13 protein-coding genes and 1 pseudogene are annotated in these 17,879 nt (G+C 46.8%); 3 read left to right on the forward strand and 11 right to left on the reverse strand.

Annotated features, from left to right (window positions below; all coding sequences use genetic code 11):
• Positions 1-20 precede the first annotated feature (20 nt).
• Entirely contained in the window at positions 21-1,361 is a 1,341-nt protein-coding gene (locus ACR1R9_RS21360; RefSeq protein ID WP_076290171.1) for an ABC transporter substrate-binding protein, read from the reverse strand.
• 132 nt (positions 1,362-1,493) lie between these two features.
• On the reverse strand, positions 1,494-2,453 hold the full coding sequence (locus tag ACR1R9_RS21365) for a glycoside hydrolase family 43 protein (RefSeq protein ID WP_179087193.1): 960 nt from the start codon (positions 2,451-2,453) through the stop codon (positions 1,494-1,496).
• Between the two features lie 351 nt (positions 2,454-2,804).
• On the opposite strand from ACR1R9_RS21365, the gene ACR1R9_RS21370 reads away from it, so the two are divergent.
• The gene (locus ACR1R9_RS21370) at positions 2,805-3,722 is read left to right on the forward strand and encodes an ArsR/SmtB family transcription factor (RefSeq protein WP_076290172.1); all 918 of its coding nucleotides are present in this window, start codon (positions 2,805-2,807) and stop codon (positions 3,720-3,722) included.
• Between the two features lie 307 nt (positions 3,723-4,029).
• Positions 4,030-4,557 carry an NAD(P)H-dependent oxidoreductase gene (locus tag ACR1R9_RS21375; protein ID WP_179087183.1) on the forward strand — a complete coding sequence of 176 codons (528 nt, stop codon included), beginning with the start codon at positions 4,030-4,032 and terminating at the stop codon, positions 4,555-4,557.
• Positions 4,558-4,642: 85 nt separating this feature from the next.
• Here ACR1R9_RS21375 and ACR1R9_RS21380 read toward each other — a convergent pair whose 3' ends face one another.
• Both ACR1R9_RS21380 and ACR1R9_RS21385 read right to left on the reverse strand, forming a co-directional pair.
• A complete protein-coding gene (locus ACR1R9_RS21380) occupies positions 4,643-5,002 on the reverse strand; it encodes a winged helix-turn-helix transcriptional regulator (RefSeq protein WP_076290174.1) in 360 nt (119 codons plus the stop codon).
• A gap of 43 nt (positions 5,003-5,045) precedes the next feature.
• Positions 5,046-5,150 (reverse strand): annotated as a pseudogene (locus tag ACR1R9_RS21385) (helix-turn-helix domain-containing protein); the annotation flags it as partial.
• 390 nt (positions 5,151-5,540) lie between these two features.
• Between ACR1R9_RS21385 and ACR1R9_RS21390 the strand changes: the two are divergent.
• Complete coding sequence (locus ACR1R9_RS21390; protein ID WP_433922774.1) at positions 5,541-7,841, forward strand: helix-turn-helix domain-containing protein; 2,301 nt, start codon at positions 5,541-5,543, stop codon at positions 7,839-7,841.
• Between the two features lie 113 nt (positions 7,842-7,954).
• On the opposite strand, the gene ACR1R9_RS21395 is transcribed toward ACR1R9_RS21390, so the two are convergent.
• The 7 genes from ACR1R9_RS21395 to ACR1R9_RS21425 form a co-directional block, all read right to left on the reverse strand.
• Positions 7,955-9,001, reverse strand: coding sequence for a glycoside hydrolase family 18 protein (locus ACR1R9_RS21395; protein ID WP_099855736.1), 1,047 nt, complete (start codon positions 8,999-9,001; stop codon positions 7,955-7,957).
• Positions 9,002-9,007: 6 nt separating this feature from the next.
• Complete coding sequence (locus ACR1R9_RS21400; RefSeq protein WP_433922773.1) at positions 9,008-11,641, reverse strand: transglutaminase domain-containing protein; 2,634 nt, start codon at positions 11,639-11,641, stop codon at positions 9,008-9,010.
• Positions 11,642-11,648: 7 nt separating this feature from the next.
• A complete protein-coding gene (locus tag ACR1R9_RS21405; protein ID WP_099855732.1) occupies positions 11,649-12,671 on the reverse strand; it encodes a carbohydrate-binding family 9-like protein in 1,023 nt (340 codons plus the stop codon).
• Positions 12,672-12,732: 61 nt separating this feature from the next.
• Complete coding sequence (locus ACR1R9_RS21410; protein WP_433922771.1) at positions 12,733-14,019, reverse strand: alpha-L-fucosidase; 1,287 nt, start codon at positions 14,017-14,019, stop codon at positions 12,733-12,735.
• A gap of 33 nt (positions 14,020-14,052) precedes the next feature.
• Positions 14,053-15,648, reverse strand: a complete 1,596-nt coding sequence (locus ACR1R9_RS21415; RefSeq protein ID WP_064640230.1) for an extracellular solute-binding protein — start codon at positions 15,646-15,648, stop codon at positions 14,053-14,055.
• 41 nt (positions 15,649-15,689) lie between these two features.
• Positions 15,690-16,598 carry a carbohydrate ABC transporter permease gene (locus ACR1R9_RS21420; RefSeq protein ID WP_076290184.1) on the reverse strand — a complete coding sequence of 303 codons (909 nt, stop codon included), beginning with the start codon at positions 16,596-16,598 and terminating at the stop codon, positions 15,690-15,692.
• A 16-nt stretch (positions 16,599-16,614) separates the two neighbouring features.
• Positions 16,615-17,586: an ABC transporter permease gene (locus ACR1R9_RS21425; protein WP_076290185.1), complete on the reverse strand. Its 972-nt coding sequence runs from the start codon at positions 17,584-17,586 to the stop codon at positions 16,615-16,617.
• Positions 17,587-17,879: the final 293 nt, after the last annotated feature.

A 17,879-nucleotide genomic window follows, 5' to 3' on the forward strand; every position in this document is an offset into this window, starting at 1 on the left:
TCAGCATGTTGATAAATGTTTTATTTCTGAGATTTCTTCTCTTGTTCTACCGCTTTGTCTAACAGCTTTTGCATTTTTGGCTGCTGTTGCTTCACATATTCTGCGGCTGTAATCTTGCCATCCAGAACAGGTTGAATGTCGGTGAAGAACATGTCATACCACTCCGCATTGTACGTGTAGTTACCTGGAAGTGCGCGGCCGTAATCTTCTACGATATCAATGAATTCCTGTTTGTTGGCCGGTTTCGTTGAAGTATCCTTGGCCCATTCGTCTGCCATATCAAGCAGATTCGGAATTTGCACTTTGGCATCAACCAACTGCTGCATGCCTTCTTTGGAAGCTGTGAGGTAATTAACCAACGCTGCTGCTTCTTCCGGATGTTTCGTTTTGGCCGATACACCGATACCCAGGGAACCGATCCACGTTGCGGATTTTCCGGTAGAGCCGGCTGGGAAAGGTAGCAAATCATATTCGAAAGGCAGTTTCTCAAATGTACTCATATCCCACGGACCTACTGGGAAGAAAGCCATTTCCCCTTTCATCCAGCGTTGGTACGTATCCAATGTTTGCGCTTCCTCAATGGAAGGCGTGATTTTGTATTTGTTTTGCATATCCGCAAAGAATTGCAGTGCTTCCGCGAATTTCGGATCATCAATGGTTACCTTTGTTTTGCTATCATCCAACCAGTCTGCACCATTGCTCCATACAAAGGACTGCAGCGCCCATTGTACGTTGAAGCCTGTACCAAATACGTCCGGTTTACCGTCTCCATTCGTATCCTTGGTTGCTTGTTGGTTGACCTTGATGAATTCATCCCATGTGTAAGGCTTGTCCTTATCAGGGAATGGGATGCCCTCTTTTTCAAATAATGTCTTGTTATAACCGAGTGCAAACGGACCCAGATCTTTCGGCATGCCGTAGAGATCACCCTGACCTGCCATTTTGCCATCATAGCGGTACAGGTCCACACCATATTTCCAGATGTTATCCAAATCTACGTCTGCATTATTTTCAATGTAAGGTGTCAGGTTCATTAGCACATTGCTGTTTACATAGGCTTTTATATCACCAGGGTTAAAATAAAATACGTCCGGCAAGCTGTTGCCTGTAATGGCAGCTCTCAATTTGGTTGCGTATTGATCCGCAGCTGTTACGATAATTTTGACTTTGACACCTGGATGCTCTTCTTCAAACTTTTTAACAACGGCTTGATATGCCTTCTGTTCATCCGTGCCCCCCCGGAACATGAATGTCAATTCCTTGTCCCCGCTTGATCCGCTGCTTCCTCCGCAGCCCGCAAACACAAGTGCACTTACCAGCATTAGAAGCATAAGTGTGACCAATCTTTTTTTCTTTACCATCTGAACCCCTCCTGATCTGGATTTGTAACCGTATTCAATTCAGTAAAATAAGATTTCTGTTGTTAAATTTATCAAATCCAGATCACTTTAGTCAATGCTTTATTAAAACATTTTATATTTATTTAAAATAAATTAGTAGGTTGGCCATCCGCTGGAATCCCACAGCAGGTCGTTAATTAGCAATTTCGGATTGCCATTATCATCAGCATCATAGGCGTGGCGCGCAATCACATTACCGTTATACACATCCTGACCACCGGGTCCCTTCCACTTGACGTTCCCAGAGTCCAATATAGTTCCTCCGCCATTCAACATGCTCACACCGTTTTTGTCCACAAACGGACCTGTAATACTCGTTGAACGTCCATAGACCATTTTGTACGTGCTATTTACGCCCTGGCAGCAAGAATCAATGGAGGCAAACAAGTAATAATAGCCATTTCGATACACAATACTTGGAGCTTCAATGGCACCACCATTATTCGGACGCGCCGCAATGGAGGATATGCTTCCGGTCGGTTTCATTGTGTTTTTGTCGAGTTTCACAATCTTCAGACCGCTCCAGAAAGAACCGAAAGCTAGCCATGGATTGCCTGAAGCATCGATGACCAGATTCGGATCAATAGCGTTATAATTGTTGGCGGTTGTGGTTTGAAGTACTAATCCCTCATCCTTCCACTGACCTGCCCCAATGCTGGTTGCAGACGCAAGCCCGATCGCAGATCTGTTGGAGCCAAAAGTAGAGATGGAATAATACAGCCACACTTTTCCGTTGTACTGCTCAACGTCAGGTGCCCATACATCCAGACCGCTCTGTCCCGGAACAGCAGAGGCCCACCAGGATGGCTTGCTCAGAAAAATCTGCGGAACCCGATACCATGAGGACCCGTTATCCGATTTCAGTACCTGAATGCCAGGACCTGTTGAGAAGGTATACCATGAGTTTCCTTCTTTGATGATGGATGGATCGTGCACGGCAATATCTCCGCTCAGATTCCAAAATGCCGCGAATGCCCGGGACTGACCCGCCAATAGCAACACAAGTACAAGTAGTGCAGGTAATGCCCAACGTTTCTTCCTGAATCCTGTCATTCCTTTGACCTTTTCCAAATCGAGTCCACCTCTCCTGATCAAATAGTTAATTTGGTTCATGAAGTATTAAATCAATTTAGGTATACTAGGATTATAAAAGCGGTTACATCACATTTCAATGGTATATTTCAAATATATATGAAATGATTCAAGTTATTTTCTAAAGTAAATATTCATCAATTTATGAATATCCCGCCCATTTATGCTATGTATATAAGGGATTTGGCTTCCTTTACTCCGCCCTTCCCTTCCAACGGGGAATCATTTATAATTATCTAAAACAAACCATATAAATGTGCAGAAGCCTGGATCAGAAGGGCTTTGTTCAGAACGTGGAAAGGAAAACCACTTATGATTTATATTAAAGATCTGATGTCTGGCGTTAATATTTTCAAGGCACTCAGTTCAGAAATTCGGATCCAGATTATTGAACTGCTTGCCAAGAACCAGAGTCTTAACCTCAATGATCTCGCAACCAAACTGGGGCTCAGCAATGGCGCCATTACAATGCATATTAAGAAATTGGAAGAAAGCGGCCTGATTGAGATCAATACTGCGGTTGGCAAACATGGAATTCAGAAGATATGTTATCTCAATGAGGAAAAACTAATGGTAGACCTGCGCTCACAGGAGATTTATAACCGATACGAGGTTGAAATTCAGGTAGGTCATTATAGCGATTATCAGGCAGCTCCTACATGTGGTCTCGCTACCCGAGACAGCATTGTCGGTGAGTTCGATGATCCGCGCTACTTTGCTGACCCGCTCCGTATTGATGCGGAGATGATTTGGCTGGCCGAAGGTTATCTGGAATATCGAATTCCCAACTACCTTAAGCCTAACCAGACGTTCAGCGAAATCCAGTTGTCCATGGAATTGGGTTCGGAAGCACCAGGTTTTTGCGATAACTACCCTTCGGATATTTATTTCTACGTTAACGGCATTGAGATTGGCTGTTGGACAAGCCCAGGAGATTTTGGCAATACCCGGGGTACGTTCAATCCGGATTGGTGGCCGCCGCATCTGAATCAATACGGGATGCTGAAGCTGATCCGTATCACCCAAGAGGGCAGCTACATTGATGGATGCCGTATCTCCGATGTAACTCTGGACGAGATTGGCCTGGATTACAAAAGCGATATCCACTTTCGAATCGCTGTAACAGACGGACCAGTGAACAAACGCGGATTGACGATCTTTGGCAAAAATTTCGGCAATTACGGTCAGAACTTGCTTGCCCGTGTGCTCTATAATGTGCAAGAAGAATAATGACGCCATTACGAACACACCCGTGTTATTACTTAAACATCAAAAACTGCCGCCAAGCATAAGCCTGGCGGCTATTTTTATTTCGATTACTAAACCTGCCTAGACGCTCTGCGAGACGGACCCATGTTTCCGCAATTCTTTGCAAAATCCCATATCCATGACTGTTTGGAGGCCTCTATGGAACATATAAAACGACGGATGGTGCTTACCTTAAGGTAAGTACCTGAACTAAAAGTGCATACTTACATCTTTGGAAATCTCCCTTTATACTCAAGAAACATTATAGCTTAGAGAGGAAGAATTCATTTTGAAAACACTTGTCATCGTAGCACATCCCAACCTGGAAACGTCGGTCATCAACAAACGGTGGATAGAAGAACTCCAACAATATCCGGAAAAATATACGGTACATGAACTATATAAAGTTTACCCCGATGGACATATTGATGTGCAGCAAGAACAGCAGCTCATTGAAAGTCATGACCATCTTGTGTTGCAATTTCCGTTCTATTGGTTCAGCAGCCCACCTCTTCTTAAACAATGGCTGGATGAAGTTTTTACGTATGGCTGGGCTTACGGCTCCAAGGGGGACAAATTGCAACAACGCAAAGTTGCCTTGGCCGTATCTGCCGGAATCAAAGAAGAGGATTACGCGCAAGAGGCCAAATATCGCTATACCGTTGAACAAATGTTATCTCCTTTGGAGACGACCTTCCTTTACTGCGGTGCGGATTATCGATCATTTTTTGCCTTCTACGGGGCAGAACACGAGCCTGCGGCAAGTGATTTAGAACAAAACGTACAAAACTACTTACGTTTCATGGATAACCTGTAACACTCACTTCAAGCAAATCAAAAAAAGCAGTATCTCCGATTCAGGAAGATACTGCTTTTTGCTTTTTCATCTCACAATCTGACCGTTAGCGTTGCATTAACCCCGGGGCAGACACCATATTGGCTTCTCCCCAGTCACACATCATATCTAACAGTGGCATTATTGATTTTCCTCGTTCCGACAATGAATATTCAACTTTGGGCGGAATTTGGGGATATTCTTTGCGTAGAATCAGATCATGTTCCTCTAACTCCTTAAGCATGACGCTCAATGTTTTGTAGGAAATAGTACCGATACTTCGCTTCAGCTCATTATGTCGCATCACTTTGTTTTCAGACAGCCAATATAGAATAACCATTTTATATTTACCGTTTACCAGGGAAAGCGTATATCCAAAGCCGGTATCTTTTAGTGCCACGCCAGTTGGAACACAGGTTTCTCTCACACTCACCCCTCCTTCTTTTGTTCAATCACACCACAGCGGCATGTTATAGAGATTGCCTATACGTTTTGGGAGACACGCCATACACCTTTGTGAACTGCCGGGTAAAATAATTGCTATCGTTAAAGCCGCATTCATAAGAAATTTGGCTTTAAACTAATTCAAATAGGCGTTGCTCAACAATTCGCCCTCAATGATTCATGTTGGAATGAATGTCTATATCATGCTACTCCATGGCCGAAAAATCAAGGTTTGCTGATCCTTGGATCGATATAATTCCTCATGTACTGAAGCAAATGAACCTCTCATAAAAAAAGCCCTTTTATAGCTTTACACCTGTTATTCTCACCGAGTTCCTATTCTTTCATGTGACTTTCTTCCTGATTGCTCTGAAACTCAGAAAAGATTCATTGATTTATTAGAGAAGTTCTCCTAATATTTTTAGTAGGAACACCCAGCAGCTCGGCATCATGGTAATACTTCACTGTCTTTATGAGAGCGCTATCGCTGCAGCTCTAAAGAAAAACGGGAGGTTGCAGATATGAAATGGAACCACTTCAAGTCCAAGCTTCTGTTTAAGTACACACTATCCTATATCTCCATTTTCCTTATCCCTCTTGTTATATTAACTATTATTATTTATCACAATGCTGTGGACACGCTCCGTTCAGAGATTGAACAGACTAATGTTAATCAGTTGACCCAAGCCAAAACGGTCATTGATGACCGCATGAAGGAATTGCAGGACATCGCATTTCGTATCGCCTACGATGAGCAGCTGACCCGCTATTGGACTCACCATCCCTACTATAGCCGGGAATCAATTGCTGCCTTGGTCAAATACAAAGCCACCAGTTCCATTATCGATGAGCTATTTCTGTTCTTCCGCGGAGATGATAGCATCTACTCGTCTCAGGGCTCTGAGAACCTGGATGTATTCACGGGCCGCTACAAATTTAATACATGGAACAAAACGGATATGATCCGAGATTTGAATAACGTTCAGTTTCCCACGATACGACCAGCTGAACAAGTCGTTCAAGGAACCAAAGTACCCAATTCCATGCTGGCCTACCTTGTACCGATTGCACCTAACAATACACCCGCCCACGGCACTGTCATGTACCTGATTCACGAGTCCAATCTGACCGGATTGATTGATTCCATTCTCAGCGACTACCATGGGATGACTTATATTTTCGATAATTATGGGCAGGTGCTGGCCGCTAATTATAAGGGGGAAACCATTACCGAACAGGAAGTCAAATCCCTGTTTGAACTTGAGCCGGGAACACACAGCCTCTCCTTGAATCAAGAACCGCATTCGGTGGTATCCGTCAAATCAGACGCGGGCTGGACTTATGTAACCGCTATGCCAAGCAATCAATTTTTCAGCCGAATCGTCCATATTCGTACCTTTGTTGTTCTTGTTTTCTCCTTCATGGTGGTGATGGGCACCTTCCTCGCCATTTTGTTGGCCCGAAGACAATACCATCCGATTTCAGACTTGATGGAGTTTATCCGTTTAAAGAATAATCCTGAACCTTCCACAACCAGCAACGAGCTGGAATGGATCAAGAAAACGCTGCATGATTACAGCCAGCGTGTGGACCTTCAGGAGCCCTACGCTCGTAATCATATTCTGCTTATGTTACTGAAACATGGTCATACCGGAGAGCTCCCCTCTGAGTTTACGGATAATCTCGGTATACGCTTTAACCGATCCCATTATTTTGTTATGACCTTGGGATGGGAAATGCATGCTTTTCCCATCGTAGATCATCCTGAACAGCGTACTATCATGCAGCTGATCAACGATATGGAACTGCCAGAGTTGTCTGCTTATGCTTATGGCGTGGAGCTTCCACAGCCAAACCAAGTGGCCCTTATCGTTGGATTTAATGCCGAAGTCGGGCATGAATCCAGCTTGAATGCTCGTATGGAGCCTATTGTTGAATCACTACAATCGATGGTAACAGAGCACGTCGGAGTTGCTCCCGCGATCGGGATTGGCAACAGCTATAGTTCTCCATTACAGCTGAACCAATCCTATATCGAGGCATCAACCGCGCTGGAAGCGTCCATGCTGCACGGACAAGGCAGCAGCACCTTCTTCAACGCCCTTTTCGGCTCTAGTGAAGAGGATTCTTCCTTCTGGGTCCCTAAGGATGTTCTGCTGAAACTAGTTCAGAGCTTGAAACAGGGCAGTTACGATGTGGCGGTTCAAATGGTATCGACTGCGTTAAATACCCTGAAATCCGAAATGCCATCTGTACCGCTGCTGCGCTGCATCTGCTTCGATATTCTGAATACGATGCTGAAAACGGCCTCGGAGCTTGGCATACATCACGTGGTTAATCAACTTCCAAGAATCACTTCCTACGATTCATTGGAGGATTTGGAGAAAAAACTGACAGGACTTGCCGCCGAGATCTGTGCTCATGTCGAGGCGAAGAGCGAGACGGAAGAAAGCTCCCTGATGGATGAAATCGTTGCTTATATTGATGCCAATTTCTCTGATTATGACCTCAGCCTGGGTACGATTTCATCGAAATTCACGATCTCTTCATCGTATTTCAGTCGTTCATTCAAAGAGAAGATCGGTATGAACTTCACCCAATATATCTGGCAGAAACGGATGGATGAGGTTATCCGACTGCTGCTGCATACGACCGACCCGTTAAAAGATATCATCACTCGCGTCGGTTATCTGGACACACCGAACTTCATCCGTAAATTCAAGAAAGAGACGGGTTATACCCCAGGGCAGTACCGCAAAATGCACCGTCCCAACGACTCCTCCGATTCCCCGGATGACGATGACGAGGAATGCCTTGGTTAGTGGATGGATTCGTAAAATAAATAGAAACCTCCCCCAACCTTTTGGTTAGGGGAGGTTTTGTATGTTTTCGGCTCATATAGGCAAGCCGATCCTTCGCAACCGACTCTCTTCTTCTATTTCTCTACAGGAACATCTTGAAGCCCTTGATGTATTGCACCCAGCAGACGATGAGTCGGATCACAGCCGTATTCCCAGAACATGATGCCGGCCAGTCCCTGATCCTTCACGTAATCACATTTGCACTGAATCGATTCTTCATCATCATAAGATATTAAGCTCGACCCATTAAACAGAAACGGTGCACAGGCTTCCTCATCCCAATAACGGATATAACCATTCTTGTTGATGTACTTCGCTTCCAGTTCGGCAAATGCCGGACCATAGCCGCCTGTGCTACCGGCCATTTGGTGAAGGCCGTGGTTTCGGTCAGGAACCTCAGTCCAGATCCGGGAGTAGAACGCAGCGCCGATAACGATCTTCTCCTTCGGAACGCCGGCACGGACGAACACATTTACGGAAGCATCTGTACTAATTCGGAACAGATCACCGGTTGGTGTATACAGATTCGTATGATGTCCGGTCAGAACCTGAAAACCGCCGCGCATATCATAGGTCATCAACTGCACAAAGTCCAGGTACTGCTGCACCTCAGCCATCTCTGTACCGTCTACGTAGTATTGATCAGCCCCTGCCGCAATGGTGAGCAGATAATGACGGCCATCCTCGGAGCCCTTGGCATCCAGCGTTTCCCGGATCGTTTTGAGAAGTAAGGTGAAATTCCGTTTATCATCAGGACTGGATGCGATACCGGCTTCACCGTAACAAGGATACTCCCAGTCCAGATCGATTCCGTCAAAAGGGTATTCCTCCAGCACCCTAACCGCTGATGCGGCCATACTGTCCCTTCCCGACTGGGTTGAGGCGGCTTCAGAGAAACCACCAGCGCTCCATCCGCCTACGGAAAGCAGCACCGTTAGATTCGGATGCTCCCGCTTAATATTACGGATAACCTCTCCGTTTTTTAAATGCTCGGTGGAGATTTCATCATTCTTGACATGTCCAAAGGCTACATTCAGATGTGTTAATTTCAACAGATCCTTATCCGTCATGTCGGGAAGAACAGAATCGACGACATAACCAGCAGCAATATATTTCGTCATCCGCTTTCACTCCGATCCATTCAATGATTGAGATATCGCAGCAGCAATCTGCAGAGCTTCCTTGCCTGTACCAATCTTGTACCCTGAGGCCGAGTATCGGATTCGATCCTGATTATCCAACACGAACAGATGCGGATAGCCCGCTTCGTGAGCGGCAGGTTTCGAAATGAAACCGGACAAGGCCGCATAGCTTGAATCCCGTACAAAAATCGTACGTACCGGCAGCTTCGGATAAGCCCCAGAGTCAAAGGAGGCGTTCCATTCTGTATCTCCGATCACCAGCACGATTGGCACGCCCAGCTTATCCAACGGCTCAGCCAGCTCACACAGCTCACGAATCAGATGTTTGGTCGGTTCCCGTTCTGGTTCAATCCACGCGGCAATGGCCCCCTCTGATCCCAGAAGGTCCTTCAGCACCACCTCTGAACCATCCAAACGAGTCAGTTCATTGCCGGTTGCCAGTTTACCCAGCACAGGGATGTCTACCACCGTCTCGCGATAAGTCAGTACTACCTCCGTGGTGGCTCCAGCCCGCACGATGCAGTAAATGAAACGGACTCTTACCGTTCCATCTTTCAGACGGATGCCAGTCGTTAAGCGATAAGCTCCCGGTTCAACCTCAAATGGATCGCTATAGATATCAGTGTGACCATATGGATAAATCAGCGTTTTGTACACGCCATCCTCCAGACGGGCCAACGAGAAATTCTCCGCATAGGATGCTGACGGCGCATCCTCCCGAGCCTCTGAATCCTTGAGAAGTTGCAGCATTCCCCAGCTTGAGCTCTCCTGATTTCGCGAAGAGGTGAGACTGAACACCGCATCCTCCCAGCCTTTGTCACTAAGATACTGCGGTTTCTGCTCGCTCGGATGCAATCGGGCCGGAATGCCCAAACTGCGGCACACAGCGACAAATAGTATATCGAGCGACTGTGGATCTCCCTTCATCAGGCTGTACGTACCTACAGGGTTTCCCTTGCCTTTCAGGTTAGGGAGATCCTCATAATACGAATAGCTCTGTTCCAGATTGCATGCAAGCATCGAAGGATCTTCCCTGAACGCCGCTGCTTCTTCCTCGGAATAAGCATTCTGGAATACGGATCGATAAGGCACCACCATTTCATAAGAGACCCTCGGGCACAGGATGTACTTCACAAACGTCTCTTCTGCCCATCGTCCACGCTGCGAAAGTGCACCTATAAGATGATCGTCCAGTGTCGGCCGAAAAGTATCAATCAAGTCTTTTTCGTTCATCGACTCCAGCAACTGTAGTGGCCACTCTCCAAATTCACCGGAACGTTCCTCTAGGAAAGCAGCGATTTCGCGGCTGTTACCTCGTGCCTTCTGTAGAATATCCCATACGCGCTCCGGAGGCAGTCCAGTTGTATGAGCCAATGCAAATGCATCTTCCTCACTCAGGAATGTATCCTCATATCCACTCCGAATCTTCGTACCTTCCTCCAGGCGGCGGTTGTGATCCCGGATCTTCTCTTCTGGTAACGAAGCCACTACTTCTCCCTCCCCTTCCGGAGGAGGAACCATATCAAAATCCACGATCCCTGATGGCTGCTCTAACGATTTCCACACAAGCTCAACATGAGCACCGTCCTGAGCTTTGAATAGAATTTCACCCCACTTGCTACCACTAACCGCACGAATCACTAGGTCGCCATGGCCTGTCTTAAAGGAAGCTTCTCCTTGCTCATCAGTCTTGATTTCGGCAATGGGATAAAACTCAGCACTATTGTATAGCTCAAAGCGGACACTCGCTTCAGGCACGGGCGCTCCCTGCTCATTTACCACCTTCACGCAGATGGTATGCGCTGGCGCATAGTTCTCCAGTAAATTGATCTCCGTATATCCCTTCTCGGAGAGTGTTATATCCTCCGGTCCCGGATAGTCGGCAAATATCCTTGTATTAATCAGCATGGCCCTGCGGGCTGGTGGACTGAACCACCCTTGATTCAATCCGGCTTCCGGCTCGCATGCCCCAATGTAATACCACTGGCCGTCCGCCCAGGCTTCTACCCAAGCATGATTGCTGTCACAGTGAGCCCAGCGTGGTGTGTAGACCTGACGGGCAGGTATGCCAATGCTACGAAGAGCGGCTACCGCCAGCGTGGATTCTTCTCCACAACGGCCGCGGGCATTCCGAATCATCGTCAGCGGCGATATCGTTCGCAGATCGCTGCCAATATAAGTCGCTTTTTCATGACACCAGTAATTGGTCTCCAGAATGGCATCCGCCATGGATAATTTCGCTGTCCGGTCGGCCAACTCGTCAAAGATAATGCCACGGAAATCTTCAATATTCTCTGTATTGATTCGATAGGGGAGCACAAAATGCAGAAACAGATGATCTGGTACGCGTTCCCCCCAAGGCACACGCTTGCGAATGTCCAGTGCCCGACGCACATGACTGAGGAACAGTTCCCCATCATAATCAGCTAGGTCGTTCACCGGCATGTAGGCATACACATATTTTAAAGCCCATGCCTCTTCTTCAGTTAATGGCTGCTGAAACACATGAAACAGTTTATCTTTGCGGGTATCCGCAAAGTTTAACTTCTCCTGGAATTTCTGCTCGATCCGCTCCAGGGACTGTGCATCCATCGAGAACACTAAGGTTTGGCTGGTCATCGCTAGCTCACTCCTTCCACAGCTTTCCGTCTTCCCGAATACAGATTAAGGTGGTGCCGTCCGAGGAAGGCGTACTAATCTGGAATAGGCTACGGGTCGTTTCAATTACAGGCTGGCAAATCAATGTTTCCTCACCCATAAGTAACTTCACATCCTGTGTAAATTCACCATGTGCTTCAAAATAATTGCGTTCACGGTAGTAGAGTCTGCGAAGTTCCCATTTGATTCGTTCGTCTTCTGGCAGCTCAAAGGGCTGATCCATTCCGTCATCCGAAAATACGACATATCCCCATAGCTCCGGATAATGCATGTTGATAATACCCATGGGTGACCAGACCCAGTTGTCCTCCGGATAAGGTTTGCCTGTATCCGGATTCACCACCTTGCGGTACTCACCATCCTGCACCTCGGTCTGCCATTCCACCCGTGAGAAGTTGACACGCCAGAACTCACCCGGTGCAGGAGGACGGTTGCCTTCTGCACATTCCTTTAGGCTGGTCCACGGAATCGCGACCTCGACGCTCCATTTTCGGTTATCGGCGCCAGGTGTGTTCAGCTCCCCATCGATATGTACGGCCGTCTTAAGACCGCTGATATCCCAACCGTTGACCGGAGGTCCACCATCCCGATACGGCTTCACCAATAACAGGTCCCACACCGTATTCAGCGCATTGATCTCGAACTCATAATATTGATGGGTATCCCCGTCGGGATCGATAAAAATCTCAAAATCATTGTCATAGAAAATAACAGAGTCCCGCTCGGTCAACGTAGCCCATATCTGATCTTCAATCAGTTCGGCAGCAAAGTAGAAATAGTCGTCATCCCACAGCATTTTTACCCGAGTCTGTTTTGCTGGTTTCGGACGAAGATCCCCTTCGATATCAACGAAATCATCCGTCCAATGAGCTGCATCCCAGAATGCCTTATCTACGCGGCCGTCCAGCATCAGCGGTTCCTGCGCACGCTTGCATATATAATGTTTGGGAGCATACTCAATCTTCGGCTCAGGTACTCCACTTTGGTTCATATCGCTCTCTCCGCTTCATGAGGGAGGGCATGCATCTATAAGTGCATGCCCTCCCGTAATGTTAGTTATGGGTAACAACGGCTCCTGAACCGCCGTACATTTCCAGTTCCTCGTCGAATTCGAGCTTAAGAACCGTCACCTGCTCATGTGTGTCCTCCGGGGTCATTTTGATCCACGTTGTCCCCGGGATATTGAACCAAGGCACACCCCCATGAATCTCATGGTTAAGTTCTTTGCCCGAGTGCAGCACAGTAATCTTCTTGATCTTGTTGCATAGTCCCTTGATGCATACATTCTCTTTTGGATCGTCATAAACAAACAGATATAATGTCTTTCTGTCCTCGGATACGGTGCTTCCCCCCAGATAATAGCGAGGCATAATACCTTCGCCCGTTCCAAAGACGGCCTCTTCATGGGTTCGGATCCAAGCTCCCAGTCCAAGCAGAATATCCTCCTGCCTCTTATCAATGGTGCCATCCTCGCGCGGACCGATATCCAGCAACATGTTGCCACCCATCGAAATACAATCACAGAACATCCGAATGATCTGATTTAACGATTTGTATTTATGGTCTGTTGGCACATAGCCCCATGATGTGTTGATCGTGGTGCAGAACTCCCATGGTCCCTCCGGTCTTGTAATCGGGATGCCTTGCTCTGGCGTTTTATAATCCCCATAACCTTGAAGGCGGGAGTTGATGATGACATCTGGGTTAAAAGATTGCAGGTAATGCTTGAACTCCGGTAGGTTCCACTGCTCGGCGCTTCGCTCCCAGTCCCCATCGAACCACAGCAGATCCACCTTTCCGTAATTCGTCATGATCTCCCGCAGCTGGTGGTTATTGAACTCAAGGAATTTCTTCCATTTCTCCTGATCCTGAGCACCATCCACAGGGCTTGAATGCCGATTGACACTGCTGAGATCCTCCGGTACCTTTCCACCTTCAGTCACGCTAGGATAATCCGGGTGCGACCAATCAATCAGCGAAAAGTACATCCCCAGATGTATGCCCTTCTCCCGAATTGCTTCCGCATATTCCCTCACGAGATCCCGATTCGCTGGTGTCTGCTTAACGACATTGAGGTCACTATACTGTGTATCCCACAGAGCAACACCGTCATGATGCTTCGTTGTCAGCACGGCGTATCGGGCTCCGGATTTCTCAATCAAGTCCGCCCACTTCTGTGCATTAAACTTCGATGCCGTAAAGCCGTCCAGCTGCTTCATGTACTCTTCGTAGGAGATCCTTCCATTATAGAAGGACCATGATTCCGAAACCCCGTCCACAGCATAGATGCCATAGTGGATGAATATTCCCAGCTTGGCCTCTTCAAACCATTTCTGCATCCTTGTTCACACCTCTTTCTGGAGTCCTTGTTCTTATTGGCCTGTGTTCCAGCGATCGTATGCCCCTTGATACAGTTCAACGATACGGTCGCTGCCCATTTTTTTGATCTGTGCAATATACTTATCCCAGTTCTCAAGCGGCTCTTGGCCTGTTACGAACTTCGCTTCCATCTGCTTGACGTACGTATCCAGATCAGATAATAAAGCGGTCGCTTCGCTTTGCTCTTCATTTGTTAAATAAACGTTAGGGAATGGTGATTTTCCGATAGGCACCAACTTCTCTTGATTCTGCTGGTCAAGCCATTCATCAAATTCGGTGCGAAGACCTTTCGCGATATCCGGATCATTAATACCCGGTGTCAAAATGCCATAGTTCGGCGTGATTTTACCGCGATATTCCTCACGATCCCCGCCGCCAGGAACAGGCAGCCACTCTTTTACGAGATTTTCCTTGTCTTTGAATTTCCACAGCAGACCTTCAGGACCTTGATTGAACAGGGTCGCCCCATCATAGCTGTACATATAATCGATCCAACGCATAGTTGCCTCAGGGGACGGGTTGCTGCTCGTAATAGCAAAGGTACCACGTGCCGATATGCCTGGGTGTTTACCGTATACAGGTGAGTCTGCGATCTCACTCTTCACGGGTGTCATCAGCGGATGCTTCGTGCTAGGCTCGCCGCCGAGTGTGAAGTATGGATGGTAGTCATTGAACAGCGCAAGCTTGTTGCTTTCGCCTTTTGCTTTTTTCTGATCGCCTGTTTGAGAGAAGGTCTCATGATCCAGCAAATCTTCTTTCCACAAGCGGTTCATGAACGTCAGATAACCTTTGTAACCTTCTTCTTGATAAGGATAGTGAACTTTTCCGTCCTTATCCGCGTAGATTCCTTCGTTGTACATTCCCCAGAATCCGAAGAAGTACATACGAAGATCGTCCAGTTTTACAGAAGTAAGCGGAATTTCATCTTGTTGTCCGTTGCCGTTAGGGTCTTCTTCCTTAACACGCTTCAGGTACGTATATAATTCTTCCGTCGTCTTAGGTTCCTCTACATTAAGTGCTTTTAGGAATTCCCCGTTATACCACATCGGGCCTCTGTACCACACGGCAGCCGTATCGATAAATGGCAGTGCATACATATGTCCGTCAGGCGTTGTAAATGATTTGCGAACATCCGGGTTTTCGTCGAGAATCTTCTTAATATTCGGGGCATAGCCCTCATCAATGTATTTTTCCAGTGGGATCAGAATGCCTTGAGTTCCATAAGTAACCTGCTCAGCTGGCTTGAGATCCGCAGCATAGAACATATCCGGTAAATCGCCGCTCGCGAATACCAGGTTCTTCTTTGTTTCAAAGCTGTCGATCGGAGAAAGCTGGTACTCCAGCTTGATACCTGACAATTTCTCCATCTCTTGCAGGACTGGCATCGTGTTCCAGTCGGCTACGCCTGCATCCTGGGACATGACCTTTAACGTAAGTGGTTTGTCCACAATCGGGAATCCTTCTTTTTTGACCCCTTCGACATTTGAAGTCGCAGAACCTCCATCTTCATTGGAACCACAAGCTGCAAGCAATGCTGCTGATAGGGTAAGGCAGAGTACAATGGATGAAGCCTTGCGAAGCTTTTTCATGACGACAACTCCCCTTTTTTAGTGTGGATTATGGTTTAAGATCATCCCTTAACGGAACCGATCATAACACCCTGCACAAAGTAACGCTGAAGAAATGGATAAATTGCAATCACAGGTAAAGTTGAAACAATAATGACAGCATATTTGACCAGCGCAGCAATTTCCGCTTTGGAATTCATCGCTGTTGCTGAAGAGGTATCGATAGCTCCCCCGCCCTGTGCTGCCATCTCCTGAAGTACCAGGATTTGGCGCAGAAAGAGCTGCAGTGGATACTTCGAGGAATCATTTAAATAGATCATGGCACTGAAATAGCTGTTCCAGTGTCCGACACCGTAGAAGAGCGCCATCACGGCAATGATTGGCATGGAAAGCGGAAGCACAATTCGAATGAACAACCGAGTGTTGGTACACCCGTCGATATGGGCCGCTTCCTGCAGCTCCTTGGGAATGGTCGATTGGAAAAACGTACGGCATACGATAATATTCCAGATGGATGCAGCTCCCGGCAGAATAAGTGCCCAAATGCTGTTCACCATACCAAGATCTTTAACCAGCAAGTAGCTCGGGACAAGCCCTCCGCTGAAGAACATCGTTACCATAAACATAGCCATGAAGAATCCACGTCCCGCAAAATCAGAGCGGCTGAGCGCGTAGGCTGCTGGAAGAGTAACCATCAGGTTGACGAGTGTACCTAAGACAGTATAGATGATCGTATTTTTGTACCCAATCCAGATGTTGGTGTTCTCAAATACGCGGGCATAACCTTCAAACGTAATTCCTTTAGGTAGCAACCACATCTCACCGGAGCTTACAAATTTGGGATCACTGATTGAGGCGCTAATGATGTATAACAGCGGGTAAAGCACAATGACGAGCGCTATCGTCAGATAGATGTAGTTGCACCATAAGAACACTTTATCGCTTCTGCTTTCCTTAACCGCGGTTGACATGTGTTTTCCCCTCCTTTTACCACAAACTATTTTCACTGGTGCGACGTGCTATTTGGTTCACCGTAATCAGCAGAATTGCATTAACTACCGAATTAAACAATCCTACAGCTGTGGAGAAACTGTATTGCGCATCAACCAGACCGGACCGATAGACAAATGTCGAGATGACATCGGATGAACCCATGTTCAACGGATTTTGCAGCAGCAAGATTTTCTCGAATCCGACACCCAGAATACTGCCCATATTCAGAATTAACAAAATGGTGATCGTAGGGATGATCGCTGGAATGTTAATATGCAGAATCCGTTTAAACCGGCTCGCACCGTCCACCACAGCTGCTTCATGCAGTTGCGGGTCCACACCCGAGAGAGCTGCGAGGTATATAATGGTACCCCAGCCTGCACTCTGCCAGACACCTGAGAGTACGTACACCGTCTTGAACCACGCAGGGTCCGTCAGAAATTGAGGGGCCTGAAATCCAAGAGCCTCCACCAAATTGACAATCATGCCTGACGAAGGCGATAAGAAGGTAATGATCATACCCGACATGACAACGACCGAAATAAAATGTGGTGCATACGTGACCGTCTGTACGGTACGTTTGAAGAAGGAGTCCTTTACTTCATTGAAGGCTAACGCCAGAATGATCGGCAGCGGAAAACCTATAGCTAGCTCATACAAGCTGATACTGAGGGTATTCCATAACAAATCCCAGAAATAATACGAATTAAAGAAGCGGATAAAATGATCGAACCCAACCCACGGGCTTCCCGTAACACCAAGCGTCGGGATAAAGTTTTTGAATGCGATTTGTATGCCGTACATCGGCCCGTAATGAAAAATCAGAAAGTATAGAAATGCTGGCGCGATAAACAGATACAACTCCCAGTTTCGAATCATCCTTCTCCATAATTTATTTTTCTTGCTGTTCGGAATCGTGTACACCGATAGGTTTTGCGACAAGGCGGACTTCCCTTCTGGCTGCATCAGTTGTTTCCTCCTTTTCTAAATGAAAATCCGTCCGTTTTGTAAGAAGAGCGAAACACTCCTGTTCAAATGTAAGGAATGAGTCCCGGACCACATTTCTATCATGCGAGGCCTTGTTTCCCTCGCAATTTGGTAACGCTTACATACTGAGTTTATGGATCATTTCCGAATCCGTAAATATGCTATTTCGATCTTCACTGTTAAAAACACGGAAAGTACTGTTAAAACAAGGGTTTACGCTTTTCGTTTAAACTTGTCATTGTCATTTTGGAGGCATAAAACATGTGGAATTT

The organism is Paenibacillus taichungensis (assembly GCF_050994985.1).
Classification (GTDB): Bacteria; Bacillota; Bacilli; order Paenibacillales; family Paenibacillaceae; genus Paenibacillus; species Paenibacillus taichungensis.

Coding starts and splice junctions, on each gene's coding strand:
- ACR1R9_RS21370 (WP_076290172.1), top strand. CDS start 2,805: ATGATTTATATTAAAGATCTGATGTCTGGCGTTAATATTTTCAAGGCA.
- ACR1R9_RS21405 (WP_099855732.1), bottom strand. CDS start 12,671: ATGAACCAAAGTGGAGTACCTGAGCCGAAGATTGAGTATGCTCCCAAA.
- ACR1R9_RS21390 (WP_433922774.1), top strand. CDS start 5,541: ATGAAATGGAACCACTTCAAGTCCAAGCTTCTGTTTAAGTACACACTA.
- ACR1R9_RS21400 (WP_433922773.1), bottom strand. CDS start 11,641: ATGACCAGCCAAACCTTAGTGTTCTCGATGGATGCACAGTCCCTGGAG.
- ACR1R9_RS21395 (WP_099855736.1), bottom strand. CDS start 9,001: ATGACGAAATATATTGCTGCTGGTTATGTCGTCGATTCTGTTCTTCCC.
- ACR1R9_RS21425 (WP_076290185.1), bottom strand. CDS start 17,586: ATGCAGCCAGAAGGGAAGTCCGCCTTGTCGCAAAACCTATCGGTGTAC.
- ACR1R9_RS21420 (WP_076290184.1), bottom strand. CDS start 16,598: ATGTCAACCGCGGTTAAGGAAAGCAGAAGCGATAAAGTGTTCTTATGG.
- ACR1R9_RS21360 (WP_076290171.1), bottom strand. CDS start 1,361: ATGGTAAAGAAAAAAAGATTGGTCACACTTATGCTTCTAATGCTGGTA.
- ACR1R9_RS21365 (WP_179087193.1), bottom strand. CDS start 2,453: ATGACAGGATTCAGGAAGAAACGTTGGGCATTACCTGCACTACTTGTA.
- ACR1R9_RS21410 (WP_433922771.1), bottom strand. CDS start 14,019: ATGCAGAAATGGTTTGAAGAGGCCAAGCTGGGAATATTCATCCACTAT.
- ACR1R9_RS21415 (WP_064640230.1), bottom strand. CDS start 15,648: ATGAAAAAGCTTCGCAAGGCTTCATCCATTGTACTCTGCCTTACCCTA.